The sequence below is a fragment of the Streptomyces sp. NBC_00513 genome, assembly GCF_041431415.1.
Taxonomy (GTDB): domain Bacteria; phylum Actinomycetota; class Actinomycetes; order Streptomycetales; family Streptomycetaceae; genus Streptomyces.
Genome location: NZ_CP107845.1, coordinates 4,778,413 through 4,804,738 on the forward strand (window position 1 = coordinate 4,778,413; position 26,326 = coordinate 4,804,738).

Annotated in this window: 24 protein-coding genes; 16 read left to right on the forward strand and 8 right to left on the reverse strand. The window is 72.9% G+C overall.

The window, feature by feature from the left end; all coding sequences use genetic code 11:
* Positions 1-57: 57 nt before the first annotated feature.
* Positions 58-1,857, reverse strand: coding sequence for a transcriptional regulator (locus OHA84_RS22185; protein WP_266970105.1), 1,800 nt, complete (start codon positions 1,855-1,857; stop codon positions 58-60).
* Between the two features lie 120 nt (positions 1,858-1,977).
* Here OHA84_RS22185 and OHA84_RS22190 point away from each other — a divergent pair, with 120 nt between their 5' ends.
* Complete coding sequence (locus OHA84_RS22190; protein ID WP_266970103.1) at positions 1,978-3,573, forward strand: DUF6350 family protein; 1,596 nt, start codon at positions 1,978-1,980, stop codon at positions 3,571-3,573.
* Positions 3,574-3,837: 264 nt separating this feature from the next.
* Here the strand turns inward: OHA84_RS22190 and OHA84_RS22195 are convergent, their stop codons facing one another.
* Entirely contained in the window at positions 3,838-4,476 is a 639-nt protein-coding gene (locus tag OHA84_RS22195) for a hypothetical protein (RefSeq protein WP_266949366.1), read from the reverse strand.
* Positions 4,477-4,710: 234 nt separating this feature from the next.
* Between OHA84_RS22195 and purN the strand changes: the two genes are divergently transcribed.
* Positions 4,711-5,334, forward strand: coding sequence for a phosphoribosylglycinamide formyltransferase (gene purN, locus OHA84_RS22200; RefSeq protein ID WP_266949368.1), 624 nt, complete (start codon positions 4,711-4,713; stop codon positions 5,332-5,334).
* Entirely contained in the window at positions 5,331-6,935 is a 1,605-nt protein-coding gene (gene purH / locus OHA84_RS22205) for a bifunctional phosphoribosylaminoimidazolecarboxamide formyltransferase/IMP cyclohydrolase (protein ID WP_266970100.1), read from the forward strand. Before purN ends, purH begins: the two co-directional genes overlap by 4 nt.
* Before the next feature lie 70 nt (positions 6,936-7,005).
* Here the strand turns inward: purH and OHA84_RS22210 are convergent, their stop codons facing one another.
* Positions 7,006-7,635, reverse strand: coding sequence for a hypothetical protein (locus OHA84_RS22210; RefSeq protein WP_323178894.1), 630 nt, complete (start codon positions 7,633-7,635; stop codon positions 7,006-7,008).
* 231 nt (positions 7,636-7,866) lie between these two features.
* On the opposite strand from OHA84_RS22210, the gene OHA84_RS22215 reads away from it, so the two are divergent.
* From OHA84_RS22215 to OHA84_RS22225, 3 genes are all read left to right on the forward strand, one after another.
* On the forward strand, positions 7,867-8,727 hold the full coding sequence (locus OHA84_RS22215) for a bifunctional methylenetetrahydrofolate dehydrogenase/methenyltetrahydrofolate cyclohydrolase (RefSeq protein WP_266970098.1): 861 nt from the start codon (positions 7,867-7,869) through the stop codon (positions 8,725-8,727).
* A complete protein-coding gene (locus OHA84_RS22220) occupies positions 8,717-9,370 on the forward strand; it encodes a DUF3017 domain-containing protein (protein WP_053682795.1) in 654 nt (217 codons plus the stop codon). Before OHA84_RS22215 ends, OHA84_RS22220 begins: the two co-directional genes overlap by 11 nt.
* 390 nt (positions 9,371-9,760) lie before the next feature.
* Entirely contained in the window at positions 9,761-10,750 is a 990-nt protein-coding gene (locus tag OHA84_RS22225; RefSeq protein WP_053682796.1) for a malate dehydrogenase, read from the forward strand.
* Positions 10,751-10,823: 73 nt separating this feature from the next.
* On the opposite strand, the gene OHA84_RS22230 is transcribed toward OHA84_RS22225, so the two are convergent.
* Positions 10,824-11,327 carry a carboxymuconolactone decarboxylase family protein gene (locus OHA84_RS22230; RefSeq protein WP_053682797.1) on the reverse strand — a complete coding sequence of 168 codons (504 nt, stop codon included), beginning with the start codon at positions 11,325-11,327 and terminating at the stop codon, positions 10,824-10,826.
* 46 nt (positions 11,328-11,373) lie between these two features.
* On the opposite strand from OHA84_RS22230, the gene OHA84_RS22235 reads away from it, so the two are divergent.
* A complete protein-coding gene (locus OHA84_RS22235; protein ID WP_266970094.1) occupies positions 11,374-12,774 on the forward strand; it encodes a PLP-dependent aminotransferase family protein in 1,401 nt (466 codons plus the stop codon).
* 28 nt (positions 12,775-12,802) lie between these two features.
* Here the strand turns inward: OHA84_RS22235 and OHA84_RS22240 are convergent, their stop codons facing one another.
* Positions 12,803-13,669 carry a hypothetical protein gene (locus OHA84_RS22240; RefSeq protein WP_266974006.1) on the reverse strand — a complete coding sequence of 289 codons (867 nt, stop codon included), beginning with the start codon at positions 13,667-13,669 and terminating at the stop codon, positions 12,803-12,805.
* Positions 13,670-13,794: 125 nt separating this feature from the next.
* Between OHA84_RS22240 and OHA84_RS22245 the strand changes: the two genes are divergently transcribed.
* On the forward strand, positions 13,795-14,094 hold the full coding sequence (locus OHA84_RS22245) for a hypothetical protein (RefSeq protein ID WP_053682799.1): 300 nt from the start codon (positions 13,795-13,797) through the stop codon (positions 14,092-14,094).
* Positions 14,095-14,100: 6 nt separating this feature from the next.
* Positions 14,101-15,297 (forward strand): glutathionylspermidine synthase family protein, encoded by a 1,197-nt coding sequence (locus OHA84_RS22250; protein WP_053682800.1) that lies wholly within the window; start codon positions 14,101-14,103, stop codon positions 15,295-15,297.
* A gap of 31 nt (positions 15,298-15,328) precedes the next feature.
* Here the strand turns inward: OHA84_RS22250 and rocD are convergent, their stop codons facing one another.
* Positions 15,329-16,534: an ornithine--oxo-acid transaminase gene (rocD, locus tag OHA84_RS22255; protein WP_053682801.1), complete on the reverse strand. Its 1,206-nt coding sequence runs from the start codon at positions 16,532-16,534 to the stop codon at positions 15,329-15,331.
* 235 nt (positions 16,535-16,769) lie between these two features.
* Here rocD and glyA point away from each other — a divergent pair, with 235 nt between their 5' ends.
* The 4 genes from glyA to OHA84_RS22275 all read left to right on the forward strand — a co-directional run bounded on the left by glyA (position 16,770) and on the right by OHA84_RS22275 (position 21,155).
* Positions 16,770-18,038 (forward strand): serine hydroxymethyltransferase, encoded by a 1,269-nt coding sequence (gene glyA, locus OHA84_RS22260; RefSeq protein WP_053682803.1) that lies wholly within the window; start codon positions 16,770-16,772, stop codon positions 18,036-18,038.
* A gap of 282 nt (positions 18,039-18,320) precedes the next feature.
* On the forward strand, positions 18,321-19,334 hold the full coding sequence (gene trpS, locus OHA84_RS22265; protein WP_266970091.1) for a tryptophan--tRNA ligase: 1,014 nt from the start codon (positions 18,321-18,323) through the stop codon (positions 19,332-19,334).
* Positions 19,335-19,432: 98 nt separating this feature from the next.
* Entirely contained in the window at positions 19,433-20,029 is a 597-nt protein-coding gene (locus OHA84_RS22270) for a 2'-5' RNA ligase family protein (protein WP_053682807.1), read from the forward strand.
* Positions 20,030-20,186: 157 nt separating this feature from the next.
* Positions 20,187-21,155 (forward strand): YihY/virulence factor BrkB family protein, encoded by a 969-nt coding sequence (locus OHA84_RS22275; RefSeq protein WP_266970088.1) that lies wholly within the window; start codon positions 20,187-20,189, stop codon positions 21,153-21,155.
* A 32-nt stretch (positions 21,156-21,187) separates the two neighbouring features.
* Here the strand turns inward: OHA84_RS22275 and OHA84_RS22280 are convergent, their stop codons facing one another.
* Positions 21,188-21,400, reverse strand: a complete 213-nt coding sequence (locus OHA84_RS22280; protein WP_053682811.1) for a DUF6243 family protein — start codon at positions 21,398-21,400, stop codon at positions 21,188-21,190.
* A 325-nt stretch (positions 21,401-21,725) separates the two neighbouring features.
* Positions 21,726-22,943, reverse strand: coding sequence for a D-alanyl-D-alanine carboxypeptidase family protein (locus tag OHA84_RS22285; protein WP_371591600.1), 1,218 nt, complete (start codon positions 22,941-22,943; stop codon positions 21,726-21,728).
* Positions 22,944-23,085: 142 nt separating this feature from the next.
* On the opposite strand from OHA84_RS22285, the gene OHA84_RS22290 reads away from it, so the two are divergent.
* The 3 genes from OHA84_RS22290 to OHA84_RS22300 all read left to right on the forward strand — a co-directional run bounded on the left by OHA84_RS22290 (position 23,086) and on the right by OHA84_RS22300 (position 26,307).
* Positions 23,086-23,331 carry an SCO4848 family membrane protein gene (locus OHA84_RS22290; protein WP_053682813.1) on the forward strand — a complete coding sequence of 82 codons (246 nt, stop codon included), beginning with the start codon at positions 23,086-23,088 and terminating at the stop codon, positions 23,329-23,331.
* Positions 23,328-24,656: a metallophosphoesterase gene (locus OHA84_RS22295; RefSeq protein ID WP_266970085.1), complete on the forward strand. Its 1,329-nt coding sequence runs from the start codon at positions 23,328-23,330 to the stop codon at positions 24,654-24,656. Before OHA84_RS22290 ends, OHA84_RS22295 begins: the two co-directional genes overlap by 4 nt.
* Positions 24,657-24,744: 88 nt before the next feature.
* Complete coding sequence (locus OHA84_RS22300; protein ID WP_053682817.1) at positions 24,745-26,307, forward strand: ABC transporter substrate-binding protein; 1,563 nt, start codon at positions 24,745-24,747, stop codon at positions 26,305-26,307.
* Positions 26,308-26,326 lie beyond the last annotated feature (19 nt).

Below are 26,326 nucleotides of genomic sequence, written 5' to 3' on the forward strand. Positions count from 1 at the left end.
GTGGCCCGCACCCTTCGGGGCGCGGGCCACGCCCGTTTCGCGTGGTGCCGTCGGCCGTCACCCCACCGTGGGCGTGAGGCGGTCGGGCCGGGCGGCCGGGTGGAAGCGCAGCGTGTCGTGGAGTTCCTTGCTCCGCTCGGTGAGCGCCTGCGGGCCGCTGTGCGGGGGCACCCCGGTGACGTTCGCGCCGGGGGAGACCGGAGGCTCGTACCGGGTGGGGGCGGTCGTCAGCGTGTACGCCGTCGCCACCGCGATCACGGCGGTCAGGCCGATCGCGGCGCGGGACCACAACCGGGCCCGGCGCTCGCACGCCACGCGCACGACGGACGCCTCGCGCGGCTCCAGCCGTACGGGCGGGCGGACCGCGCCCAGGCGCTCGCGCAACAGGGCGGAGTGCCGCTCCGGCGGCGCGGCGGCCAACTCGGGGATCCGGTCGGCGAGGTCGGCGTGCGCGTGGAGCAACCGGATGCCGGTGGTGGGGGTGGTGGCCTCGGTCTCGGCGGCCGTGTCGGGCAGGTCGAGGCCGACCCCGTCGTAGAGCAGCACCGTGCGCCGGTGCGTGGTGGGGAGCGCCAGCATCGCGTCCATCAGGATCCGGTCCGCGGGCTCGGCCGGGGCCTGGTCGGGGTTGCGGTGGGCGCGTCGCAGTCGCTGCCAGGGGGACAGGGCGTGCTCGTACGCGGCCGCGCGCACCCAGCCCACCGGATCCGGGTCAGTGGCGACCTCGGGCCAGCGCTCCCAGGCGTTCTGGAACGCCCGCTCGACGGCCTCCAGGGAGAGGGCGCGGCGGCCGGTGAGCAAGTACGTCTGGCGTGCCAGGGCGGGGGCGGCGTACGCGTAGAGCGCGTCGAAGGCCTGGGCGGGGGTGAGGGTGGATCCCGGAGCCGGGGCCGCCTCGGCCGCGGGTTCCTTCTCGGTCTCGACCTCCCCGGCCCGGTCCGCGTCGGTCCTGTCCGCCTCGGGCTCGCCCGTCTCGGCCCTGCCCGCCTCTTGCCTGTCGGCTCCGGCTCCGGTCGGGTCCGGCGGGACCTCGGCCGGCGTCTCCTTGTCCGTCGTGGCCGTGTCCGTCGTGGTCCCGTCCGCCTCGGCCTCGACCTGGTCCGCGACCTTGTCGGCGACCTTGTCCGCAGGTGCCGCCTCGACCTCCTCGGCCGGCGTGTCGGACCGGTTCCGGCCCCCCGACGTCGCGGGGGCGGGAGGGGGTTCCGCGCCGCCGGGGTGGCCGCCGCCCGCGCCGGAGCCGGATCTCACCGGGGTCTTGGACTCGTGGCGAGCCAAGGAGGCCGCCGGCTTGGCGGCGCGCTTCGCGGCGCCCTTGGATCGGTTCGGGCGGCCGGCGGGGCGTGCCTGACCGCCGGCGGCGAAGGCGCGCACGGCGCCGGCCATGCGCCGGGCGGGTTCGGAGGCGGGCGTGGGGCCCGCCTCGGTATCCGCTTCCGCGTCGGACCCGCCGTCCGCCTCCGGGGGCGGGGCGTGGGTGGCGCCCACGGCCGTCGCGGCCCGCGCCGTCGTCGCTGCGGGAGCCGCCGGTTCAGCCGGTCCGGCCGGTCCGGCCGCTTCAGCCGCTTCAGCCGGTTCGGTCGCTTCAGCCGGTTCGGTCGGGGGTGCGGCGGACGCGGTCTGCTCGGCGGCGAGGCGGGCGAGGTGGGCGAGCAGCTTGGCGTACGCCTCGCGCTTGCGACCGCGCGGGCCCGTGCGGCCGTTCTCCCAGGAGCGCGCCGTGTTCGTGGTGACGCCCAGGGTCGACGCGAGGTCCTCGTGCGTCAGCTCGGCGATTTCACGCAGCCTGCGGCGCTCCTTGGGGGAGGGGAGATCGGTCTCCCCGGTGGCGGAGGCCGTCTCGACGTCCTGTGTCATGCCACACTCCCCGCGACCCGGCAGTCCTGCGCGAAAAAGTACATAAAACGTATATTGAGCGACACCACGGACATTCGCCTGTTACCCGCCCATAGCGCGTGTCGTTGGCACCATGGCGGGGTGACCCAAGTGACCGAACGCGGGACCCTGTTGCCGACGGCCCCGCGGGCCGCCGCGCGGCGCCGTTCACCGGCCGCCGCCGCCTGTGTGCTGGGCGGCGCGGTGGCCGCCGGACTGGGGCTCGGCTTCCTGGCCGTGCTCGTGATCGTGCTGTGGATCAGCTCCCCCTACCCCGACAGCGGCCCCGGCGGCGCGCTGCACCTCGCCGCGGGCCTGTGGCTGCTGGCCCACGGGACGGAACTCGTCCGCTACGACACTCTTTCCGGTGTACCGGCGCCCGTCGGAGTGACCCCGCTGCTCCTGGTGGCACTGCCGGTGCTGCTGATGCGGCGGGCCGCGCGCCTCGGCAGCGCCTCGGGCGACGGCTCCATGGACGACGAGGTACTGCCGCCGAGCGTGGTCTTCTCGGCCGTGACCTGCGGATACCTGGCTGTCGGAGCGATGGCCACCGTGTACGCGGCGGGCGGCCCGATGCCGGCCGATCCGCTGAGCGCCGCCTGGCACGTGCCGCTGGTCGCCGTACTGGCCGCCGCCGGCGGAGTCTGGGAGGCCCGGGGCAGGCCGCCGGTGACGCTCCCGCCCTGGGCACCGGGATGGGCGGTCAGGGGTGTACGAACGGCAATCGCGCGCCCCCGCTACGCGCTGGCCCTGCGCTCCGGCGCGGCCGGGACGCTCGTCCTCCTGGGCGGGGGAATCCTGCTCGTCGGAGCCTCGCTGGCCTGGCACGGCCCGGAGGTCCAGGGATCCTTCCTCGCGCTGACCGGAGTGTGGTCGGGACGGTTCGCGGTCCTGCTGCTCGCGCTCACCCTGATCCCGAACGCGATGGTGTGGGGCGCGGCGTACGGACTGGGGCCCGGCTTCGCGCTGGGCACCGGCGCGACCGCCACACCGCTCGGCTTCGGTGGATCGCCCGCGCTGCCGAGGTTCCCGCTGCTCGCGGCCCTGCCACCGGAAGGCTCCGGAACGCCACTGACCTGGGCGGCGGTCGCGGTACCGGTGGCCGCGGGACTGGGCGTCGGCTGGTTCGCGGTGCGGCGGGCGCGGGAGGTCTCGTACGGGGAGACCGCGGTCACCGCCGCGCTGGGGTCGGTGGTGTGCGGGCTCACGATGGCCGGGCTCGCGGCGGCGGCGGCCGGACCGATGGGCGCGGCGGCCCTGGCGAGCTTCGGGCCGGTGTGGTGGCAGGTCGGCGCCGCGGCCACGGGATGGACGCTGGCGCTGGCGGTGCCGCTGGCCGTGGCGGTGCACGCCTGGCGGACGCGGCCCGTGCGGGGGGCCGCGGGCGCGGCCGACGAATGGCACGACTCCGGGGTACGGGAACTGCGCTGGGCGGCGCTTCGGCGGGCGGCCACGCCGATGGTTCCCGTGGGGGTGGATCCCGTGGCCGCGGCTCCGGTGGCGGCTCCGGTGACGGGGTCGGGGGCCTCGACCCCGCCGGTGGTCTCCGTGGCGCCGGTGGCGCCGGTGGCGGCGCCGGTCGTGCCGGTGGGGCCGGGTGCCGGGCCGGAAGAGCCAGCGGCCGTCGCGGAAGGGGCCGCGCCGCTGCTTCCCGGGGTGGCCGGGGCCCGTGTCCTGTCGCGGAAGCCGTCGGAGTAGTCGCACGGTGACGGCTTCGTCGCTGCCGGCCCCGGCCGCGCCGGGCGCCTCAAGCGCCGGCGGGGCTGGGATGGCGGGGCGGGGCCGGGATGGCCGGGCCGGGATGGTGGCGCCGACGCGGAGTACCCCGGCCGGGGGTCGGCGTGGTTGGCGGCGCGGCGGACGTACGGCCGCGCCGGGCGCCTCAAACGCCGGCGGGGCTGGGATGGCGGGGCAGGGCCGGGATGGCGGGGCCGGGGCGGCTGGGGCCGCCCCGGGTGGGGGTCAGCGTTGGACCTTGAGGACCTTGCCCAGGAAGTTGTCGGGGAGCAGGGTGTTGCACTGGAGTTCCGCGGTCTTCGTCAGTGCGTCCTCGCGGCACACGTAGAAGTCCTTGTAAGCCAGTTGCAGGGCGTACGAGCTCATCGCCAGCAGCAGTGCCAGCGACGCCGTGACCAGGCCGCCGATCGCGGCCGTGCGCTGGGGGCCGGCTGCCGGGCCGAGGGCCGCCAGGCCGCCGGGGGTCGGCGTGGTGGCGGGTGCCGGGGTGGTGGTCGGGGTCGCGGCGGTGGGGTCGGTGTCCGGGGACGCGGCCGGCTCGGCCGGGCGGCCGCGCAGGGCGGTGATGCCCCAGTACATGGCCAGCGCGCCGAGGAGGAGCCCCACCGACGGGATTCCGAAGATCCCGAAGAAGAACCCCCACATGCCCGCCAGCAGGGCGTACCGGGCGCGCCGCTGGATCGGGTCGGTCGGGTCCCAGCGGGCCGGACCGTCGGGGCCGGTCGGGTCCGAGCCCCGGTCCTGGTCCCGACCCTGGCCGGGGCCGCCACCGCGCGGCTGCCACGGCTGGTCGGGCCGGCCCTCCGGGGGAGCCGCGAAGGGGTTGTCGTCGGTCGAGGGGTCGGGCTGACGGCGGTCCGGCATCGAGTGCGTTACTTCCCCTGCTGTCGTGCGGCCAAAGGCGTCGCGCCGCGTCGTTTGTGGCTTGTATGCCAGACGCTACCGCCCGGCCGTCCCCCCGTCCCTCGGGGGCGGTCCGGTGTGCCGGTATCGTTGCAGGCGGTCGGTGGCTTCGTATGGTTCCCCGTATACCGGTGCCCCGTAGTTTCATGCGATCGCACAAGACGAACGCCGTATTCACGTGAGAAAGGGCCGTACATGGCCGCCTCCCGCCTGGTCGTGCTGGTCTCAGGTTCCGGCACCAACCTCCAGGCCCTGCTCGACGCCATCGACGCCCACCCCGAAGGCCCGGAGGGCTTCGGTGCCCGCGTGGTCGCCGTCGGGGCCGACCGAGACGGCATCGCCGGGTTGGAGCGTGCCGAGAAGGCCGGGATCCCCACCTTCGTGTGCCCGGTCAAGGCGTACGCCACCCGCGCGGAGTGGGACGTCGCCCTCACCGAGGCGACCGCCGCCCACGCCCCGGACCTGGTCGTCTCGGCCGGGTTCATGAAGATCGTGGGTCAGGAGTTCATCGACCGCTTCGGCGGCCGGTTCATCAACACCCATCCCGCGCTGCTCCCCGCGTTCCCCGGCGCGCACGGCGTGCGCGACGCCCTCGCCTACGGCGCGAAGGTCACCGGCTGCACGGTCCACTTCGTGGACGGCGGCGTCGACACCGGTCCGATCATCGCCCAGGGTGTCGTCGAGATCCGGGACGGGGAAGACGAAGCCGCTCTCCATGAGCGCATCAAGGAAGTCGAGCGCACGCTGCTCGTCGACGTCGTGGGGCGCCTGGCCCGGCACGGCTACCGCATTGAGGGACGAAAGGTAACAATCCAGTGACCGCCGCAGACAGCAGCAGCAACGACCCGACCACGACCCAGCGGCCGATCCGTCGTGCGCTCATCAGCGTCTACGACAAGACGGGACTGGAAGACCTGGCCCGCGGCCTGCACGAGGCGGGCGTCGCGCTCGTCTCGACCGGCTCCACCGCCTCGAAGATCGCCGCGGCCGGTGTGCCCGTCACCAAGGTCGAGGAGCTCACCGGCTTCCCCGAGTGCCTCGACGGCCGCGTCAAGACCCTGCACCCGCGCGTGCACGCCGGCATCCTCGCCGACCTGCGGCTGGAGGACCACCGCAACCAGCTGGCCGGGCTGGGCGTCGAGCCGTTCGACCTGGTGATCGTCAACCTCTACCCCTTCCTGGCGACCGTCCAGTCGGGCGCGACCCCGGACGAGTGCGTCGAGCAGATCGACATCGGCGGTCCGTCGATGGTCCGCGCAGCGGCCAAGAACCACCCGTCCGTCGCCGTGGTCACCAGCCCCGAGCGCTACGCCGACGTCCTCACCGCCGCCCGGGGCGGCGGCTTCGACCTGACCGCCCGCAAGCGGCTCGCGGCCGAGGCCTTCCAGCACACCGCGGCCTACGACGTGGCCGTCGCGTCCTGGTTCACGAACGCCTACGCCCCGGAGCCCGAGGCCGTCCTGCCCGAGTTCCTGGCCGAGGCCTGGGAGCGCAAGTCGACCCTGCGCTACGGCGAGAACCCCCACCAGGCCGCCGCCCTCTACACCGACGGCCGGCCGGGCGGGCTCGCCAACGCCGAGCAGCTGCACGGCAAGGAGATGTCCTTCAACAACTACGTGGACACCGAGGCCGCCCGCCGCGCCGCCCACGACCACGAAGAGCCCTGCGTCGCGATCATCAAGCACGCCAACCCGTGCGGCATCGCCGTCGACAAGGACGTGGCCGCCGCCCACCGCAAGGCGCACGCCTGCGACCCGCTGTCCGCCTTCGGCGGCGTCATCGCCGTCAACCGCCCGGTGACCGTCGAGCTCGCCGAGCAGGTCGCGGAGATCTTCACCGAGGTCATCGCCGCCCCCGACTACGAGGCCGGCGCGGTCGAGATCCTGGCGAAGAAGAAGAACATCCGGATCCTGAAGGTGGCCGGCTCCCCGCACCAGCCGGGAGACCTCAAGCTCATCTCCGGCGGCGCGCTGCTCCAGCAGAGCGACACGTTCGCCGAGGGAGCGGGCCGGGCCGAGGGTGACGACCCGGCCAACTGGACCCTCGCCACCGGCGAGGCGCTCTCCGCCGACGAGCTCGCCGAGCTGTCCTTCGCGTGGAAGGCCTGCCGCGCCGTCAAGTCCAACGCGATCCTGCTCGCCAAGGACGGCGCCTCGGTCGGCGTCGGCATGGGACAGGTCAACCGGGTCGACTCCGCGAAGCTCGCCGTCGAGCGGGCCGGCGCCGAGCGCGCTCGCGGCTCGTACGCCGCGTCCGACGCCTTCTTCCCCTTCCCCGACGGGCTGGAGATCCTGACCGCCGCGGGCATCAAGGCCGTGGTCCAGCCGGGCGGTTCGATGCGTGACGAGCTGGTCATCGAGGCCGCCAAGGCCGCGGGCGTGACGATGTACTTCACCGGTACCCGTCACTTCTTCCACTGACCGGACCCCGTCCGCACACGACGAAGGCCGCGCCCCGGAAGGGGGCGCGGCCTTCGTCGTGCGGTGTGCGTCAGACGTTGCGCTGACGGTTGAACCAGGCCGAGCCGTCGGACTTGGCGACGAACACGATGACGAGGATCAGCAGCACCAGGTGCACGAGGCTGAGCGGGAAGAACGGGTACAGGCTCAGGGCGATGCCCAGACCGGCGTAGACCATGATGCCGATGCGGGCACCGTTGCCGCCCTTGCCGCACTGGATGCCCAGCACGATGGACGCGACCAGGTAGACCACGGCCAGGGCGATGAGCCCATACAGCACGCCGGAGCCCAGCTTGGCCATGTCCTCGAACTGCGCGTTGCCCTGGAGGTCGGGCTCCTGCTTCAGTCGCTCGATCAGGGCGATGGCGGCGAAGAGCACGCCGACGCCGACGACCTGGAGACCGGCGATCACGTACAGCATGACGCGGGCGGCCTTCACGCCACCGGGCATCGTCTGCGGAACGCCCGGGTAGCCGCCCGGGTAGGCCGGGGCGCCGCCCGGGTATCCGTAGCCGCCCTGGGGCGGGACGCCCTGCGGGGCCTGCTGCGGGTAGCCGTAGCCGGGCTGGCCCTGCGGCGGCTGCTGCTGCTGTCCGTACGGGTTGTTCGGGTCGCCGAAGCTCATCTTGGGGTGTTCCTCCGTGGAAGTGCGGGGACGCACGGCACTATCGGAGGAACTCTGCACTTCTCTGCGGTCCGCCCCCCGGCACTGCCCGCGGCACTCATTGCCCGTCATCGTGGTCCGGTCGACCCCGCGTTGTCCAGCCGGGGCGCGAGCGGCGTGCCACTTGTTGTGCAAGTGCAATGAACCATGTCACCCGCGTACACCCGGCGGTCCACCGGAGACCCCTTGACTGGAACCGGGGCCACTCCATCCGGGAGGATGGGGGGCATGACCGCCCAGATTCTCGATGGCAAGGCCACCGCAGCCGCGATCAAGTCCGAACTGACCGCCCGCGTGGCGACGCTGAAGGCCCGGGGCATCACCCCCGGCCTCGGCACCCTGCTGGTCGGTGACGATCCGGGCAGCCGCTGGTACGTCAACGGCAAGCACAAGGACTGCGCCGAGGTCGGCATCGCCTCCATCCAGCGCGAACTGCCCGCGACGGCCTCCCAGGAGGACATCGAGGAGGTCGTGCGGGAACTCAACGCCAACCCCGAGTGCACCGGCTACATCGTCCAACTCCCGCTCCCCAAGGGCATCGACACCAACCGCGTCCTGGAACTGATGGACCCGACCAAGGACGCCGACGGCCTGCACCCCATGTCGCTCGGCCGGCTCGTGCTGAACGAGCCGGGCCCGCTGCCCTGCACCCCGTACGGGATCGTCGAGCTGCTCCGCCACCACGGGGTCGAGATCAACGGCGCGCACGTCGTGGTCCTGGGTCGAGGCATCACCGTGGGCCGCTCGATCGGCCTGCTCCTGACCCGCAAGTCCGAGAACGCGACCGTGACCCTGTGCCACACCGGCACGCGCGACCTGTCCGGGCTGCTGCGCCGGGCCGACATCGTCGTCGCGGCGGCCGGTGTCCCGCACCTGGTCAAGCCGGAGGACGTGAAGCCGGGCGCGGCCGTCCTCGACGTCGGCGTGAGCCGCGACGAGAACGGGAAGATCGTCGGCGACGTGCACCCCGGTGTCGCCGAGGTGGCCGGCTGGATCTCGCCGAACCCGGGCGGTGTCGGCCCGATGACCCGCGCCCAGCTGCTCGTCAACGTCGTCGAGGCGGCGGAGCGGACGACCAGTGCGGGCTGAGCGCGACACGGAACCGGCGGAACCGGCGGAGGCCCCGGCGCCGAGGGCGCCCGAGGGCGCCGTCGAGCCGACGAAGGGGCGGCAGCCGCAGCCGCTCCCCGTCGAGAGCGACGCGGGCGACGCGGCCGACGCGGCCGACGCGGCCGAGCCGGCCGAGCCGGTCGAGGCAGACGCCGCGGGTGACGAGAGCGACGCGGGCGACGCGGGCGAGGTCGCGGGCGAGGTCGACGGCGAGGGGCCGGAGGCGGCGGGGGCGAAGTCCCGCCGCTTCCCCTCGGTCACCCGGGACACCGCACGCCCCGAGGGCGGCGGCCGGGCCGCGCCCGGGGGTGCGCCCGCCCCGGCGCGTCAGTGGCCGATGCTCAGCGTGCTGGCCGCCACCGCGATCGGGCTGCTCACCACGGCGATCGGGTACCCGCGCGTCGGGTGCCTGATCATCGGGGCCGCGCTGATCGCGGGAGCGGTCATGCGCTGGATACTGCCGTCGGTGGGCATGCTCGCCGTGCGGTCCCGGTTCACGGACATGGTCACGTACGGGCTGCTGGGGGCGTCGATCATCCTGCTCGCGCTGGTCGTGCAAGCCCCCAAGGCGTGGCTGGAGATCCCCTTCCTGACCGACGTGGTCCGCTTCACCGTGCGCTAGAGCGCCCCGTCGGATCCGGCCGTCGGGCGGAACGCGTACGTCACTCGACGCGCCCCGCCCGGTCAGGCGGGTCGGTGGCGCCGCCACGGCCGACCGGGCGGCACGCCGTCCCGGTGGCGCGCGCCGCGCACGCCCGCGTCACGTTGCCGGAAGGCCACCACACCGGCGAGGTCATCCGGGTGGAATGAGGGCTCCGCCCCCGACGCCGCCTTCGAACGCCGGGGTCCGTGTGCCCTGCACCACACGGACCCGGGGGTTGGGCGCCCCCCGGGTCGGATAGCCTGATCGACGGATGTCTCTTCACGTCAAGATTCACAGGGTCGGGGAGCGGCGTCCTCCCAGCACAGGGGGCAGGGACGCCCCATCGCCAGCTGTCTAACGGAGAAGGCCATGACCCGCACTCCCGTGAATGTCACCGTCACCGGCGCCGCCGGACAGATCGGCTACGCGCTGCTCTTCCGCATCGCGTCCGGTCACCTCCTCGGCGCGGACGTGCCGGTCAAGCTCCGCCTCCTGGAGATCCCGCAGGGCATGAAGGCCGCTGAGGGCACCGCCATGGAGCTTGACGACTGCGCCTTCCCGCTGCTCGCCGGCATCGACATCTTCGACGACCCGAACAAGGGCTTCGAGGGTGCGAACGTCGCGCTGCTCGTGGGCGCCCGCCCGCGTACCAAGGGCATGGAGCGCGGTGACCTGCTCTCCGCCAACGGCGGCATCTTCAAGCCGCAGGGCGCCGCGATCAACGCGCACGCCGCGGACGACATCAAGGTCCTCGTCGTGGGCAACCCGGCCAACACCAACGCGCTCATCGCGCAGGCCGCCGCCCCGGACGTACCGGCCGAGCGCTTCACCGCCATGACCCGCCTGGACCACAACCGCGCGATCTCGCAGCTGGCCGCCAAGACCGGCGCCGCCGTCTCCGACATCAAGCGCCTGACCATCTGGGGCAACCACTCGGCGACCCAGTACCCCGACATCTTCCACGCGGAGATCGCCGGCAAGAACGCCGCCGAGGTCGTCAGCGACGAGCAGTGGCTCGCCGACACCTTCATCCCGACCGTCGCCAAGCGCGGCGCCGCGATCATCGAGGCGCGTGGCGCGTCCTCGGCCGCCTCGGCCGCCAACGCCGCCATCGACCACGTGCACACCTGGGTCAACGGCACCGCCGCGGGCGACTGGACCTCGATGGGCATCCCGTCGGACGGCTCCTACGGCGTCCCGGAGGGCATCATCTCGTCCTTCCCCGTCACCACCAAGGACGGCAAGTACGAGATCGTCCAGGGCCTGGACATCAACGAGTTCTCCCGTGCGCGCATCGACGCGTCCGTGGCGGAACTCGTCGAGGAGCGCGACGCGGTGCGCGAGCTCGGCCTGATCTGATCGAACCCGTACGCACGGCGAAGCGCCCCGGCCACACCAGGCCGGGGCGCTTCGGCGTTCGTACGGGGCGGGCTCAGTGCTTGAACATGCCCGGGGTGTAGTGCCCCGGCGCGAGGCGACAGGTCACGCCGAACCGGTTCCAGGCGTTGATCGCCGTGATCACGGCGATCAACTGGGCCAGTTCGGTCTCGTCGAACAGCTCGGCCGCCTTCCCGTACACCGCGTCCGGCACGAACCCGTCCGTCAGGACGGTCACCGCCTCGGTCAGCTCGATCGCCGCCAGCTCCCGCTCGGTGTAGAAGTGCCGGGACTCCTCCCAGGCGCCGAGCTGGATCAGCCGCTCGACGCTCTCGCCGGCGGCCAGCGCGTCCTTGGTGTGCATGTCCAGGCAGAACGCGCAGTGGTTGATCTGCGAGGCGCGCACCTTGACCAGCTCGACCAGCGTCGGGTCCAGGCCCTTGCGGGCTGCGACCTCCAGGGACACCAGGGCCTTGTACACGTCGGGGACCAGCTTGGCCCACTGGAGGCGGGCGGGGTGCTCGGGGGCGTACGCGGGGGTTTCGTTCGTCGTCGTCATGGCTCCACCGTAGGAGCCCGGCGGCCCGCCGATATGGTCCATGTTCATGACGGAATCCTGGGCCACTTTCGGCGCCGACCTGCATATCGACCTTTCCGCCGGGCGCGGGCTGAGAGCCGGACTGACCGAGGCGCTGCGCGAGGCCGCGCGCAACGGTCGGCTCGCCCCGGGAACCCGACTGCCTTCCTCCAGGTCCCTGGCCGTCGACCTCGGCATCGCCCGCAACACGGTCGCCGAGGCCTACGCCGAACTCGTCGCCGAGGGCTGGCTGACCGCCCGTCACGGCTCGGGCACCCGGGTCGCGGAACGTGCCGTGCCGCGCCGCCCCGCCCGTGCCGCACGAGTCCGGCCACCCGCCCGGCGGGGGCCCGCGTACAGCTTCGTACCGGGCTCTCCGGACCTCGGCGGCTTCCCGCGCACCGCCTGGTCGGCGGCGGCCCGCAAGGCCCTCGCGGCCGCCCCGAACGACGCCTTCGGGTACGCGGTGGACGCGCGCGGCCGGATCGAGCTGCGCGAGGCGCTGGCCGGCTACCTGGCCCGCGCCCGGGGGGTGGACGCCGACCCCGACCGGATCGTGCTGTGCGCCGGGTTCGCGCACGGGCTGACGCTGCTCGCCCGGACGCTGCGGGCGCGCCGGGTCCGCGAGGTGGCCGTGGAGGGCTGGAGCCTCGACGTGCACCGGGACCTGCTCACCGGGGCCGGGCTGCGGACCCGCCCCCTGTGGCTGGACGGCGCGGGCGCCCGTACGGAGGACCTGACGGCGGCGTCGGGGGCGGTGCTCCTCACGCCCGCGCACCAGTTCCCGACGGGCGTCGCGTTGACCCCGGGGCGGCGGGCGGCGGCCGTGGACTGGGCCAGGACCACGGGCGGGCTGATCCTGGAGGACGACTACGACGGGGAGTTCCGCTACGACCGCCAGCCCGTCGGGGCGCTCCAGGGGCTGGACCCGGACCGGGTCGTGTACCTGGGCACGGCGAGCAAGTCGCTGGCGCCGGGGCTGCGCACGGGCTGGATGGTGGTGCCGGCCGGGCTGGTGGACGAGGTGCTGGCGGCGAAGGGGCACACCGACTGGATGTCGGGCGCGCCGGACCAGTTGACGCTGGCGGAGTTCATCCGCTCCGGGGCGTACGACCGGCACGTCCGGAGCATGCGGCTGCGCTACCGGCGCCGGCGTGACGCCCTGGTGGAGGCCCTGGCCCCGCGGACGGCGGTGACCGTCTCCGGCATCGCGGCGGGTCTGCACGCGGTGCTCGACCTCCCGGCCGGCACGGAACGCCCCCTGATCCAGGCGGCGGCCTGGCACGACCTGGCCCTGGAGGGCCTGTCCCGCTTCCGGCACCCGGATTCGGCCATGCCGGCGCGGGACGCGTTGGTGCTCGGCTACGGGACCCCGTCGGAGAGCGCGTGGTCGGGGGCGCTGGCGGCGTTGGAGGCGACCCTCCCGTAGGGGGCGCGGGCGGCGTGCGGAGCGCGGGTCAGGGGACCGGATCGGCCACCGGGCCGGCCGGGTCCGCGGGGTCGGCCGGGTCCGCCGGGGGTTCGCCGAAGCGGGCCAGGGCCAGCGAACCGGCCACGGCCACCACGAAGCCGAGCACCGCCAACCAGGCCAGCCCCTCGCGGGTGCGGTCCCCGAGCCACACCACCCCCACCGCCGCCGGGCCGATCGTCTCGCCCAGCACCATGCCGGCCGTGGCGGCCGTCACCGAGCCGCGTTGCAGGGCCGAGGTGAGCAGCAGGAAGGCGGCGCCGCCGCCCAACAGGAGCGCGTACAGGGCCGGGTCGGTCAGCGCCGACCAGGAGACCCCGTCGATCAGGCGGACCGCGACCTCCACCACCCCGAAGCCCGTTCCGGCCGCGAAGCCGAGCACCAGCGGCCGGGAGCGGTCCGGCAGGCCGCCGGCCGCCGCCCCCACCAGCAGCACCAGGACCGCCACCGCGAGCAACCCCCACTCCAGGGCGGGCGGACCGGTCCCGGAGCCCTCCTCCCCGGAGGCGAGCCCCAGCATCAGCAGCCCCGCGCTCACCACGGCGACGGCCGCCCACTCCCTCCGGTTCAGCCGTACGCGCAGCAGTCGGGCCGCGACCACCGCCGTCACCGCGAGGCTGGCCGCCAGCGCGGCCCCCACCGCGTAGATCGGGATGTGCCGCAGGGCGATGATCTGGAGGATGAAGCCGACCCCGTCGAGGCCGAGCCCCGCCAGGTACCGCCACTGGCGCAGGGCCCGCAGCAGGAGCGCGGCGTCCACGCCGGACCCGGTTCCCGGCTCCGCCGCCCGCGCCGCCATGGCCTGGAGGACCGAGGCCGTACCGAAACAGACCGCCGCACCGAGTGCGCAAATCATCCCAACAAGCACGAACCGACTCTAGGTCACCGTCGTGACGAGGGTGTGACGACGGCTGGATTCCATCCCCCGGTCACCCCGCTCTAGTCTGTCGGGAGCACGCCACCCAGGGGGAGCGAACTCACATGGACACCAGCAGCACCAATCGGCGCCGGATGCGCTCGGGCGCCGTCGCGCTCGGCGGCATGGGCCTGCTCGCCGCGACCCTCGTCGCCTGCGGCAGCAGCGACGAGCCCGACAAGCGGTGCGCGTCCCGCTCCACGCTGAACCACCTGAACAACAAGGAATGCAAGAGCGGCGGCACCGGCGCGTACTACTACGGCGGCAGCGTCGCCAACGGCAAGGTCGGCGGCGGCAGCTTCGACAAGTCCGCCGTCACCCGCGGCGGCATCGGCAAGAGCCACTCCGGCTCCAGCGGCGGCTGATCCCGGGTGGAGCGGCACACGATCGAGCCACGCCCGAACTGGCAGCGGACCGTCGAGGAGCAGGGGGTGATCTACCCCCTGACCCGGTACCCCGACGACAGCCTGCGCCCCTACTGGGACGAGAGCGCGTACTACTCGTTCTCCCTCCCGGAGGTCGAGGCGCTGGAGAACGTCGTCGAGGAACTGCACGCCATGTGCCTCGCGGCGGCGGCCCACATCGTCGAGCACGACCGCTTCGCCGACCTCGGCATCACCGATCCGAAACTGGCCGCCCGCATCGCCGAGTCCTGGCGCCGGCGCGACGAGCAGCCCTCGCTCTACGGCCGCTTCGACCTGCGTTACGACGGCTCCGGCGGCCCGGCCAAGATGCTGGAGTACAACGCCGACACCCCGACCTCCCTGGTGGAGGCGGCGAGCCCGCAGTGGTTCTGGATGGAGGAGCGGTTCCCCGGCGCGGACCAGTGGAACTCCCTCCACGAGCGGCTCGTCGACGCGTGGCGCCGGCAGGCCGAGCTGCTGCCGCCCGGTCCGGTGCACTTCGCGCACTCCGAGACCGACGAGCTCGGCGAGGACCTGATGACGGTCGCCTACCTCCAGGAGACCGCGGAGCAGGCCGGCCTGGACACCGTCGCCATGTCCGTCGAGCAGATCGGCTGGGACAGCCTCTCCGGCCGGTTCGTCGACGAGAAGCTCCGCTTCATCCGCGGCATCTTCAAGCTCTACCCGTGGGAGTGGCTGGTCTCGGACGAGTTCGGGCCCCAGGTGTTGGGCACCTACGACCACGGCGGCGGCTCGGGCACCACGGCCTGGATCGAGCCGCTGTGGAAGATGCTGCTCTCCAACAAGGCGCTGCTGGCGGTCCTGTGGGAGCTGTTCCCCGAACACCCGAACCTGCTGCCCGCCTACCTCGACGGCCCGCGCGAGCTCGCGGACACCACCGGCTACGTCGCCAAGCCCCTGCTGGGCCGCGAGGGCGCCGGGGTGACCCTGCACGAGGCGGGGGAGGACGGGGAGCCGTTCACCCCGGTGGACGACGAGACGTACGTCTTCCAGGCCCTGGCCCCGCTGCCCGACTTCGACGGCAACCGGGTGGTGCTCGGCGCGTGGGTCGTCGAGGAGGAGGCCGCGGGGCTGGGCATCCGGGAATCGGCGGGGCCGGTCACGGACGAGTACGCCCGCTTCCTGCCCCACGTCATCCTCTAGCCTCGTCGGCCCGTGAGGCCGGCGGGGCCCGTCAGGCCGACAGCACCGACCGCAGCCGGTCCAGGCCCCAGTCCAGGTCCTCCTTGCTGATCACCAGCGGCGGTGCGATCCGGATCGTGGATCCGTGGGTGTCCTTCACCAGCACCCCGAGCCCCATCAGCTTCTCGGAGATCTCCCGGCCGGTGCCGCGCGAGGGGTCGATGTCGACGCCCGCCCACAGCCCGCGACCCCGCACGGCGGTCACCGCGCCCCCGCCGACCAGCAGGTTCAGCTCGTGGTGCAGGTGGTCGCCGAGTTCGGCGGCCCGCTGCTGGTACTCGCCGGAGCGGAGCATCGCGATGACCTCCAGGGCGACCGCGCAGGCGAGCGGGTTCCCGCCGAAGGTGGACCCGTGCTCGCCCGGCCGGAACACGCCGAGCACGTCCCGGTCGGCGACCACCGCGGAGACGGGCACGACCCCGCCGCCGAGCGCCTTGCCCAGGATGTACATGTCGGGGACGACGCCCTCGTGCTCCAGGGCGAAGGTCTTGCCGGTGCGGCCCAGGCCCGACTGGATCTCGTCCGCGAGGAAGAGGACGTTCCGCTCGCGGGTGAGCTCCCGTACGCCCTGGAAGTAGCCGGCGGGCGGCACGAGGACCCCCGCCTCGCCCTGGATCGGCTCCAGGAGCACGGCCACGGTGTTCTCCGTGACGGCGTGGGAGAGCGCGGTGAGATCGCCGTACGGGACGATCTCGAAGCCCGGCGTGTAGGGGCCGAAGTGGTCGCGGGCGTCGTGGTCCGTGGAGAACGACACGATGGTCGTGGTCCGGCCGTGGAAGTTGTCGGCCGCGACCACGATCTTGGCGTGGCCGTCCGGGACGCCCTTGACCTCGTACCCCCACTTGCGGGCGGTCTTCACCGCCGTCTCCACGGCCTCCGCGCCCGTGTTCATCGGCAGCACCATCTCCTTGCCGCACAGCGCGGCGAGTTCGGTGCAGAAGTCCGCGAAGCGGTCGTGGTGGAAGGCGCGGGAGGTGAGCGTGACCCGCTCCAACTGGGCGCGTGCGGCGTCGATCAGACGCCGGTTGCCGTGACCGAAGTTGAGGGCGGAGTATCCGGCGAGCATGTCGAGATACCTGCGGCCCTCCACATCGGTCATCCACGCGCCCTCCGCCGACGCGACGACGACGGGCAGGGGGTGGTAGTTGTGCGCGCTGTGCGCGTCGGCGGAGCGGATGGCATCAGCAGTATTCGACACGGGGTCTCCGATCGTCCGTCAGGCCTGTGACGAGGGTGGCGTCACTGTCCATCCTCGCTCGTACAGCGGACGGAGAAACCTTTCTCGTGGCGCGCCCGCTAAGGTGGGCCCCACGCACGGCGACTGGCGCACGGAGAACGGACTCCGGGGAAGTCGTGCGCGCACGACCGCACACAGGGCCGCTCGCCTGGGCCTCGCGGGGACGAGAGACGACATCGACCCCGGAGGAGCCGCCATGACCGCGCGCCGCCATCCCGCCCTTTTCACGACCGACCCCGAGTTGGCGTCCTTCGTGGAGGCGGAAGAGGCACTGCAGGCCGAGACCCTGCGCCTGATCCCCAGCGAGAACTACGTGTCCGCCGCCGTGCTGGAAGCCTCCGGCACCGTCCTGCAGAACAAGTACAGCGAGGGCTACCCGGGCCGCCGCTACTACGAGGGCCAGCAGAACATCGACCGCGTCGAGGCCCTGGCCGTCGAGCGGGCGAAGGGCCTGTTCGGCGTCGACCACGCCAACGTCCAGCCGTACTCGGGCTCCCCGGCCAACCTCGCCGTGTACCTCGCCTTCGCCAAGCCGGGCGACACCGTGATGGGCATGGCCCTGCCGATGGGCGGCCACCTCACGCACGGCTGGGGCGTGTCCGCGACCGGCTCCTGGTTCCGGGGCGTGCAGTACGGCGTCACCGCCGACACCGGCCTGATCGACTACGACGCGGTGCGGGACCTGGCCCTGGCCGAGCGCCCGAAGATCATGTTCTGTGGCGGCACGGCCCTGCCCCGCACGATCGACTTCGAGGCCTTCGCGTCGATCGCCAAGGAGGCGGGCTCGATCCTCGTCGCCGACGTCGCCCACATCGCGGGCCTGATCGCGGGTGGCGCGCACCCGTCGCCGGCCGGGCACGTGGACGTGATCTCCACGACCACCCACAAGACCCTGCGCGGTCCGCGCGGCGCGATGCTGATGTGCCGCGAGGAGCACGCGAAGGCCATCGACAAGGCGGTCTTCCCCGGCCTCCAGGGCGGCCCGCACAACCAGACGACGGCCGGCATCGCGGTCGCGCTGCACGAGGCGGCGCAGCCGGCGTTCGTCACGTACGCCCACGCGGTCGTCGCCAACGCCAAGGCACTGGCCGCGGCCCTGCTGGAGCGGGGCTTCGACCTGGTGTCGGGCGGCACGGACAACCACCTGATCCTGATGGACCTGACCTCGCGCGGGGTCCCCGGCAAGATCGCGGCCAAGGCGCTGGACCGGGCGGGCATCGTCGTCAACTACAACACGGTCCCGTTCGACCCGCGCAAGCCGTTCGACCCCTCGGGCATCCGGATCGGTACGCCGTCGCTGACCTCGCGGGGCCTGACGGTGGACCACATGCCGGTGGTGGCGGACTGGATCTCCCGCGCGGTCGACGCCGCGGCCGGGTCCGACGAGGCGGCCCTTGCCGTGATCCGCGCCGAGGTCACCGACCTCATGTCGGCCCACCCGGCCCCGGGCCTGCCCCTGTCCTGACCGGGGTCGATCCGGCGCCGCCGGCGCGTTTCCCCGGCCGACCCCGGGGGCCGCGGTCGCCGCCCCGGTCCCCGAGGACCGGGGCGGCGCCGGAGGTTCCGTTTTCGGCCGGCCGGAAAGCGGTCGCTCGCTCCGGGCGGGATCCGGCCGGCCGGCTACGCGCGGGTACGGCCGGACACCGCCCGCCGAGAGCGGGGCCGGGATGTGATCCCGCCCTCATCCGGCACGCGATCAGGCCGGCGCAAGGCCCGAGACGGCCATCGCACCTGAGAGAATGGGGCCATGGCTTCTGATCGTCCTCGCGCGCTCTCCGGCATCCAGCCCACCTCCGGTTCGTTCCACCTCGGGAACTACCTCGGGGCCATTCGTCAGTACGTCGCCCTCCAGGAAACGCACGACGCCTTCTACATGGTCGTCGACCTGCACGCGATCACCATGCCGCAGGATCCCAAGGAGCTGCGCGCGAACACCCGACTCTCCGCCGCCCAACTGTTCGCGGCCGGCCTGGACCCCGAGCGCTGCACGCTCTTCATCCAGAGCCACGTGCCCGAGCACGCGCAGCTCGGCTGGGTCATGAACTGCATCACCGGGTTCGGCGAGGCGAGCCGGATGACCCAGTTCAAGGACAAGTCGGCCAAGCAGGGCGCGAACAACGCCACCGTCGGCCTGTTCACGTACCCGATCCTCCAGGTCGCGGACATCCTGCTCTACCAGGCCAACGCCGTCCCCGTGGGCGAGGACCAGCGCCAGCACATCGAACTGACCCGCGACCTGGCCGAGCGCTTCAACACGCGCTTCGGTCAGACCTTCACGCTGCCCGCCGCGCACATCGTCAAGGAGGTCGCGAAGATCTACGACCTCCAGGACCCGGCGATCAAGATGTCGAAGTCCGCCTCCTCGCCCAAGGGCCTGGTCAACCTCCTCGACGAGCCCAAGGTCACCGAGAAGAAGATCAAGAGCGCGGTCACCGACACCGAGGCGGAGATCCGCTTCGACACCGAGAAGAAGCCCGGCGTCAGCAACCTGCTCACGATCTACTCCACCCTCACGGGCGAGACGATCCCCGAGCTGGAGACCCGTTACGAGGGCAAGGGATACGGCGCGCTGAAGACCGACCTGGCCGGCGTGATGGTCGATTTCGTCACACCCTTCAAGAAGCGCACCCAGGAGTACCTGGACGACCCCGAGACCCTGGACGCCGTGCTGGCCAAGGGCGCGGAGAAGGCTCGCGCGGTCGCCGCCGAGACCCTGGCGCAGGCGTACGACCGCCTCGGGTTCCTGCCCGCCAAGCACTGACCGACAAGGACCCTGGCGGTTCGGGGGGTGCTGCCATCACACTGAGCGGCAGCACCCGATCACGGGACAGACGGACGAGACAGACGGAGGAGACAGACGTGGGGACCGTAACGCTCGGCGTTTCGATCGCGGTCCCGGAGCCGTACGGCAGCAGCCTTCAAGAGCTGCGGGTCGGCTTCGGGGACGCCGCCGCGCTCGGCATCCCCACGCACGTCACCCTCGTGCCGCCCACCGAGGTGGAAGCGGAGCGGCTGCCGGCGATCCAGGCCCACCTGGCCGAGGTCGCGGCGACGTTCCGCGCCTTCGCGATGCGGCTGGCGGGCACCGGCACCTTCCGTCCCCTCTCGCCGGTCGTCTTCGTCCGGCTCGTCGAGGGCGGCGCCGGCTGCACCCGCCTCCAGGCCCTGCTCCGGGACCCGGACGGGCCGATCGACCGCGAGCTGGCCTTCCCGTACCACCCGCACGTCACGGTCGCCCACGGGATCTCCGAGGAGGCGATGGACCTGGCGTTCACCACCCTCTCCGGGTACGCCGCCGACTGGCTGTGCGAGGGCTTCGCACTCTACGAACAGGGCTCCGACGGGGTCTGGCGCAAGCTGCGTGAATACCCTTTCGGCACGGGCCCGACCGGCGTGCCGGCACAACTGGGCTCACCCACCGATGAGGCGGCCGGCACGCGCGGGCGTCGCTCGTAGCGAAGCGGCCGCAGGGCCTGGAACGTGCGGAATCTGAGCCTTCGCAGGACCAGGGCATGGAACGGACGAGCCGTCGGGCGAAAAGTCACAATCGACGACCGTAGCCTTCAAAACCGACAATCCCGGCTATTTCCGGCAGCTCATTTACGGTGACCCCATGGACTGGCTGACGAAACTCCCGGTGATCGGGCCCCTGGCTGCCGCGGCGATGCGCACGCACGCGTGGCGGTCGTACCAGCGGCTCGACCGCGTGCACTGGACCCGGCTGGCCGCCGCGATCACCTTCATCAGCTTCCTCGCCCTCTTCCCCCTGATCACCGTCGCCGCCGCCGTCGGCGCGGCGCTGCTCAGCAAGGAGCAGCTCGACCGGCTGCAGAAGAGCCTCGCCGAGCAGGTGCCCGGCATCTCCGACCAGCTCGACCTCAACGCGCTGGTGGCCAATGCGGGCACCATCGGGCTCGTCGCGGGCGCACTGCTGCTCTTCACCGGCATCGGCTGGGTCGGCTCGATGCGCGACTGCCTGCGCGCCGTCTGGGACAAGGACGACGAGGACCTCGGCAACCCGGTCGCCCGCAAGGGCAAGGACGGGCTGGTGCTCCTCGGCCTCGGCGGCGCGGCCCTCTGCTCGGCGGCGGCCTCGATCCTCGGCTCCAGCGCCGTCGGCAAGTTCGGCGGCTGGCTCGGCATCCCGCGCGAGGGCGCGGGCGGCGCCCTGCTGAGGTCCGGGGCCTTCGCGGTCGGCGTGGTGGCCGCCTTCCTGCTCCTGCTGTACCTGTTGACCCTGCTGCCCGGGGTGGAGCCGTCGCGCGGCCGTCTGATCCAGGCCGCCCTCATCGGCGCCGCCGGCTTCGAACTGCTGAAACTGCTGCTGAGCGGCTACATGCGGGAGGTCGCCGCGAAGAGCATGTACGGGGCCTTCGGCGTGCCGATCGCCCTGCTGCTCTGGATCAACTTCACGGCGAAGCTGCTGCTGTTCTGCGCCGCCTGGACGGCGACCCGCGACGACGCGGACGGCGACGGCGCGGAAGACCCGCAGGACCCGCAGGCCTCGAAGGAGACCCCGGAGCGGGCCCCGGACGAGGGCGGCGGCGCGGGCCCCTCCGCGGGGCCCGCGCGCACCGCCTGACCCGCCGCCGCGCCGGCCCCGCGGGGGTGGCGTCAGCTCTGCGCGGTGTCCTCGCCCGTCCCGGAGCCCTCGGTCACGCCCGCCTTCTCACGCATCTTGCGCAGCAGCTCCGCCTTCTGGTCGGCCGCACCCTGGCGGTCGAGGTTGCGGTGCGGGCCGTTGTTCTGCCGTTCGGCGCGCGACTGCCGCTTGCGCTGGCCGCCGCCCTGGCCCACGGGGTTGTTGATGTTCTTGCTGACGGTCACGGGTTCTCCCGGTCGTGATGTGAAGTGCTCTGCGGATTCATCGGTGGGGGACGGGCGGCGACGTCGAAGGACGCCGGCCGAGGCCCGTCACGCGCTCACTCGTGGATCGGCGTCTGGAAGAGCATGACAAAGACGTTACCCGGTTCCGTCGGCCCCGCTCACCACCCCTTTCCCCGCACGGGCGCCCGCCGCCCACCCGGGGCAGGCACGGAGGGGCGTCACCGGGCCGCCGCGGGCTCACCGACGGCGCGGGCTCACCGGGCCGCCGCGGCCTCACCGACGGCGCGGGCTCATCCCGCCCGCGCCCGCCGGCAGGGGACGACCGTCAGACCAGGTCCTCGTCGCCCCGGCGACCGCGGCGAGGCCACCGCCGGTTGACCGCGAACGCCCCGCCCGCCAGCACGGCCAGCGCCCCGCCCGCGATGCCGAGCGCGGTCCCGACGCCGCTGCTGCCGGAGTCGTCGCCGCCCGCCGACGTCTCCTTCTCGTGCGTCTGGGCGGGGGCGCCGTGCGACTTGGTGTCCGCGCTCTTGGGCGGCACCAGCTCACCGACCGGCTTCACCTTCCCGGCGGCCGAGAAACCCCAGTCGAAGAGCGCGGCGGTCTCCTCGTACACCGAGTTGGCCCCGTCCGAGCCCGGGTTCATCACCGTGACCAGCAGCTTCTTGTTGCCCTGCTGGGCCGCGCCGGTGAAGGTCGAGCCGGCCATGCTGGTGTTGCCGTTCTTGACCCCGGCGATGCCCTTGTAGGGGGAGAGCCCGTACGCACCCGTCATCAGCCGGTTGGTGTTCTGGATCTCGAAGTAGTCGCGGGGCTTGCCCGCCTCCTGGAGGCCCGGGAACTTCGCGCTCGCCGTGCCGCAGTACTCCCGGAAGTCGGCCTTCTGCAGCCCGGAGCGGGCGATCAGGGTGAGGTCGTACGCGCTGGAGACCTGCCCCGGCGCGTCGTACCCGTCCGGGGACACCACGTGCGTGTCGAGGGCCTGGAGTTCCTCCGCGTGCGCCTGCATGTCCTTGACGGACTTCTCGATGCCGCCGTTCATGGCCGAAAGCACATGCACGGCGTCGTTGCCCGAACGGAGGAACACGCCGAGCCACAGGTCGTGGACGGTGTACTCGTGGTCCTCCTTCACCCCGACCAGGCTGCTTCCCGCGCCGACCCCGTCCATCTCCTGCTCGGTGACCTTGTGCACCCGGTCCTTGGGCAGGCTCGGCAGCACGGTGTCCGCGAACAGCATCTTCATGGTGGAGGCCGGGGGAAGTCGCCAGTGCGCGTTGTGCGCCGCCAGTACGGCGCCCGTCTCCGCGTCCGCGACGATCCACGACCGCCCCGTGAGGTTGGTGGGCAGCGCGGGCGCGCCCGGCAGCAGGTTCACCTGGGTGCCCGGTTGGCCGAGCGTCGTGCCGCCGACGGTGGACATCGACGCCGGCGGGCCGCCGTCCATCGGAGGGCGGCCCTTCCCGTCGGCGGGCGGGGCCGGTGCGGCGTGCGCGGGGGCGGTGAACATCGCGGGGACCAGCAGCGCGGCGGACAGGACCGTCAGCGCGGTCTTCTTGGCATACACGCAGGTGAAAGTACATCCCGATGGGCTGTGCACCGTCGCTGACCGGCCAACCCGCCGGAACCACCGCCGGTCTAGCCCACCCTGGCGCGTCCCTCCCGGGGACGAATCCGATACTGGGGACATGAAACTCAGCCGCACCGCCTCCTGGTTCCTGCTCGCCTTCGGAGTGTGGAGCTGGATCATCTGGGTGTCCTTCGTCCGGAACCTGTGGAAGAACGGCAGCGGTCTGGCCTTCGACACCGCCGGTGACCCTACGACCTACTTCTGGGTCCACTGTGGACTGGCGGTGGCGTCCTTTCTCCTGGGGACGGCCGTTGGTGTGATCGGGTTGCGTTCCCTGCGCGCGCTGCGGCGTGAATCACGATGACCGTAATCGTGGTCGCGCTCGTCGCGCTCGCCGTACTGGGCCTGTTGGCCCTGGTCCACCGCTGGCTGTGGGTCCGCCTCGTCCGTGACACCACCCGGTCGGGTGGTGTCGCACGCCGGACGGGGACCGCCCTGACCTTCGCCCTGCCGCTCGCGGCCGTCGCGGCCCTGGTCGCCGGGCGCGCCGGGGTGCCGTTCCCGCTCCAGCAGGCGGTGGCGTGGCCGGGGTTCATGTGGCTGGCCGTGCTGCTGTACCTGAGCCTGGCGATGCTCGTCGGGGAAGTGGTCCGGGCCGTCTGGCTCCGCCGGGTCACGCCGCCGGCCGCGCGGGTTCCCGTCCCGGTCTCCGCCCCGGCTTCCGCCCAGGCCTCCGCGCCGGCTTCCGCTCCCGTGGATCCGGCGGCGGAGCCCGACCCGTCCGCCCCGGCGGACCGGGCGCCGGCCGCCGACCCCGCCGCCGAACCCGCGCCCGCCCGCGAATCCGCCTTCGACGCCGCCGTCCTCACCCGGCGCCGGTTCGTCGCGCGGACCGTCGGCGGGGCGGCGGCCGCGGCCGCTCTCGCGACGGTCGGGTACGGGACGTACGGGGTGCTGCGCGGCCCGCGCGTGAAGCGGGTGCGCGTGCCGCTCGCCAAGCTGCCCCGCGCCGCGCACGGCTTCCGGATCGCCGTCGTCAGCGACGTCCACCTCGGGCCGATCCTCGGCGCCGCCCACACCCGGCGCGTCGTCGACGCCGTCAACGGCACCCAGCCCGATCTGATCGCCGTCGTCGGCGACCTGGTCGACGGGAGCGTGCCCGACCTGGGGCGGGCCGCCGAACCGCTGCGCGGCCTCCGGGCCCGGCACGGATCGTTCTTCGTCACCGGCAACCACGAGTACTTCTCGGGCGCCGAGCAGTGGGTCGACCACGTCCGGGAACTGGGGATGCAGCCCTTGGAGAACGCGCGGCGCGCCCTGCCGTACTTCGACCTGGCCGGCGTCAACGACGTCGCGGGCGAGAGCGAGGGCCACGGCCCCGACTTCCGGGCGGCCCTCGGTGACCGCGACCGGTCCCGGACCGCCGTCCTCCTCGCGCACCAGCCGATCGTCATCCACGACGCCGTCCGGCACGGGGTCGACCTCCAACTGTCCGGGCACACCCACGGCGGTCAGCTCTGGCCCGGCAATTACCTCGCAGAGCTCGCCAACCCGACCGTCGCCGGCCTGGAACGGTACGGCGACACACAGCTGTACGTGTCCCGCGGCGCGGGCGCCTGGGGGCCGCCTGTTCGAGTCGGCGCGCCGTCCGACATCACCGTGGTCGAACTCGCCTCATATCAGGCCTGACCAGGCATAACAGGCCTTCCCGCAGCCGATCTTCCATGATTGGGTGACCGATAGTCGGATACGGGGTTCGAATATCGGGGTGCAGGGGATGCGGTCTGTCCGCTCGAAGGTGATCGCGGCCGTGCTGGTCCTCGCGGCGGGCGGCGGTGTCGCCGCCTGGCAGCTGCTCCCCGCCGAGGGCAACGGGCGGGGCACCGCCATCCGGGTCGGGACGAGCGACGTCGTCTCCGACCTGGACCCCGCCGGTGCCTACGACGCCGGTTCCTGGGCCCTGTTCGGCAACGTCTACCAGTCGCTGCTGACCGTCAAGCCGGGCTCGGAGGCCCCCGTCCCGGACGCGGCCTCCGCGTGCCGGTTCCTCGGCGGCAAGCTGACCACGTACCAGTGCGAACTGCGCCCGGACGCGAAGTTCTCGGGCGGCCGCGCGATCACGGCGGAGGACGTCAAGCACTCCTTCGACCGGATCAAGAAGATCAACTCCGCGCAGGGTCCGGCACCGCTCTTCAACACCCTGGAGTCGGTCAAGGCCGAGGGGCGGACGGTCACCTTCAACCTCTCCGGTCGCGACGCCACGTTCCCCTTCAAGATCGCCACGGGTGCCGCGTCGATCGTCGACCGGGACAAGTACCCGGCCGGGGCGCTGCGCCACGACGGCAAGGTGGACGGCTCGGGCCCGTACGTGCTCGGTGCGTACAAGGCCGGCGAGAGCGCCGAACTGAAGCCGAACCCGACCTACACGGGCCAGGCGAAACCTGCCCGCACGCCCGTCACGGTGAAGTACTTCGCGGACTCCGCCGGGCTCGACCGGGCGTGGCGCGACCACCAGGTCGAGGTCGCCCACCGGGACATGCCGCCCGAGGTGCTCGCGGCCCTGAACCCGGGCCTGGAGGACACCCGGTACCAGGCCTCCGGGGGCACCGAGACCCGCAACCTCGTCTTCAACGTCCGCCCCGGCTCCACCGCGGCGAAGCCGGCCGTGCGGCGGGCCGTGGCGGCGGTCCTCGACCGCTCGCAGTTGGCGAGCGAGGTCCACCGCGGCACGGTGACCCCGCTCTACTCCCTGGTCCCGGCCGGTGTCGCGTCGCACAGCACGCCGTTCTTCGACACCTGGCCGGCGCCGAACACGGCGACGGCCAGGAAGCTCCTCAAGGCGGCGGGCGTCGCCACCCCCGTCCCGATCAGCCTGGGTGCCAACGAGCGCGGCGCGAACCTCGCGGAGGCCGACGCGATTGCCAAGCAGCTCACGGCGACCGGTCTCTTCCGGGTGGACGTCAAGGCGGTCGCCAAGTGGGAGGACTTCCAGAAGCAGTACGCGGCCGGCGACTTCGACGCCTACACCGTCGGTTGGATCGCCGACTTCCCCGACGCGGACAACTTCCTCGCCCCCCTCGTCGGCGCCGGGTCCACGATGAACAACGGCTTCTCCGACAAGGCCGTGGACGCGCTGATCACCCGTACGCAGGCGCACTCCGACCGGGGCGAGGCGGCGGACGACTTCCGCGCGCTCCAGCGGATCGTCGCGCAGCAGGTCCCGATGGTGCCGATCTGGCAGAAGAAGGACTACGTGATGTCCCGCGAGGCCGTCACCGGTGCGCAGTACCTCTCCGACGGCACCGGCGTCTGGCGCCTGTGGGACCTCGACTGGCTGTAGCGCCGCGGCCCGGGGGCGA

Excerpts from the sequence above, each read along its gene's own strand:
- OHA84_RS22185 (WP_266970105.1), bottom strand. The coding sequence starts at position 1,857 with ATGACACAGGACGTCGAGACGGCCTCCGCCACCGGGGAGACCGATCTC.
- OHA84_RS22195 (WP_266949366.1), bottom strand. The coding sequence starts at position 4,476 with ATGCCGGACCGCCGTCAGCCCGACCCCTCGACCGACGACAACCCCTTC.
- purN (WP_266949368.1), top strand. The coding sequence starts at position 4,711 with ATGGCCGCCTCCCGCCTGGTCGTGCTGGTCTCAGGTTCCGGCACCAAC.
- OHA84_RS22215 (WP_266970098.1), top strand. The coding sequence starts at position 7,867 with ATGACCGCCCAGATTCTCGATGGCAAGGCCACCGCAGCCGCGATCAAG.
- OHA84_RS22225 (WP_053682796.1), top strand. The coding sequence starts at position 9,761 with ATGACCCGCACTCCCGTGAATGTCACCGTCACCGGCGCCGCCGGACAG.
- OHA84_RS22230 (WP_053682797.1), bottom strand. The coding sequence starts at position 11,327 with ATGACGACGACGAACGAAACCCCCGCGTACGCCCCCGAGCACCCCGCC.
- OHA84_RS22235 (WP_266970094.1), top strand. The coding sequence starts at position 11,374 with ATGACGGAATCCTGGGCCACTTTCGGCGCCGACCTGCATATCGACCTT.
- OHA84_RS22240 (WP_266974006.1), bottom strand. The coding sequence starts at position 13,669 with ATGATTTGCGCACTCGGTGCGGCGGTCTGTTTCGGTACGGCCTCGGTC.
- OHA84_RS22245 (WP_053682799.1), top strand. The coding sequence starts at position 13,795 with ATGGACACCAGCAGCACCAATCGGCGCCGGATGCGCTCGGGCGCCGTC.
- glyA (WP_053682803.1), top strand. The coding sequence starts at position 16,770 with ATGACCGCGCGCCGCCATCCCGCCCTTTTCACGACCGACCCCGAGTTG.
- trpS (WP_266970091.1), top strand. The coding sequence starts at position 18,321 with ATGGCTTCTGATCGTCCTCGCGCGCTCTCCGGCATCCAGCCCACCTCC.
- OHA84_RS22275 (WP_266970088.1), top strand. The coding sequence starts at position 20,187 with ATGGACTGGCTGACGAAACTCCCGGTGATCGGGCCCCTGGCTGCCGCG.
- OHA84_RS22290 (WP_053682813.1), top strand. The coding sequence starts at position 23,086 with ATGAAACTCAGCCGCACCGCCTCCTGGTTCCTGCTCGCCTTCGGAGTG.
- OHA84_RS22295 (WP_266970085.1), top strand. The coding sequence starts at position 23,328 with ATGACCGTAATCGTGGTCGCGCTCGTCGCGCTCGCCGTACTGGGCCTG.
- OHA84_RS22300 (WP_053682817.1), top strand. The coding sequence starts at position 24,745 with ATGCGGTCTGTCCGCTCGAAGGTGATCGCGGCCGTGCTGGTCCTCGCG.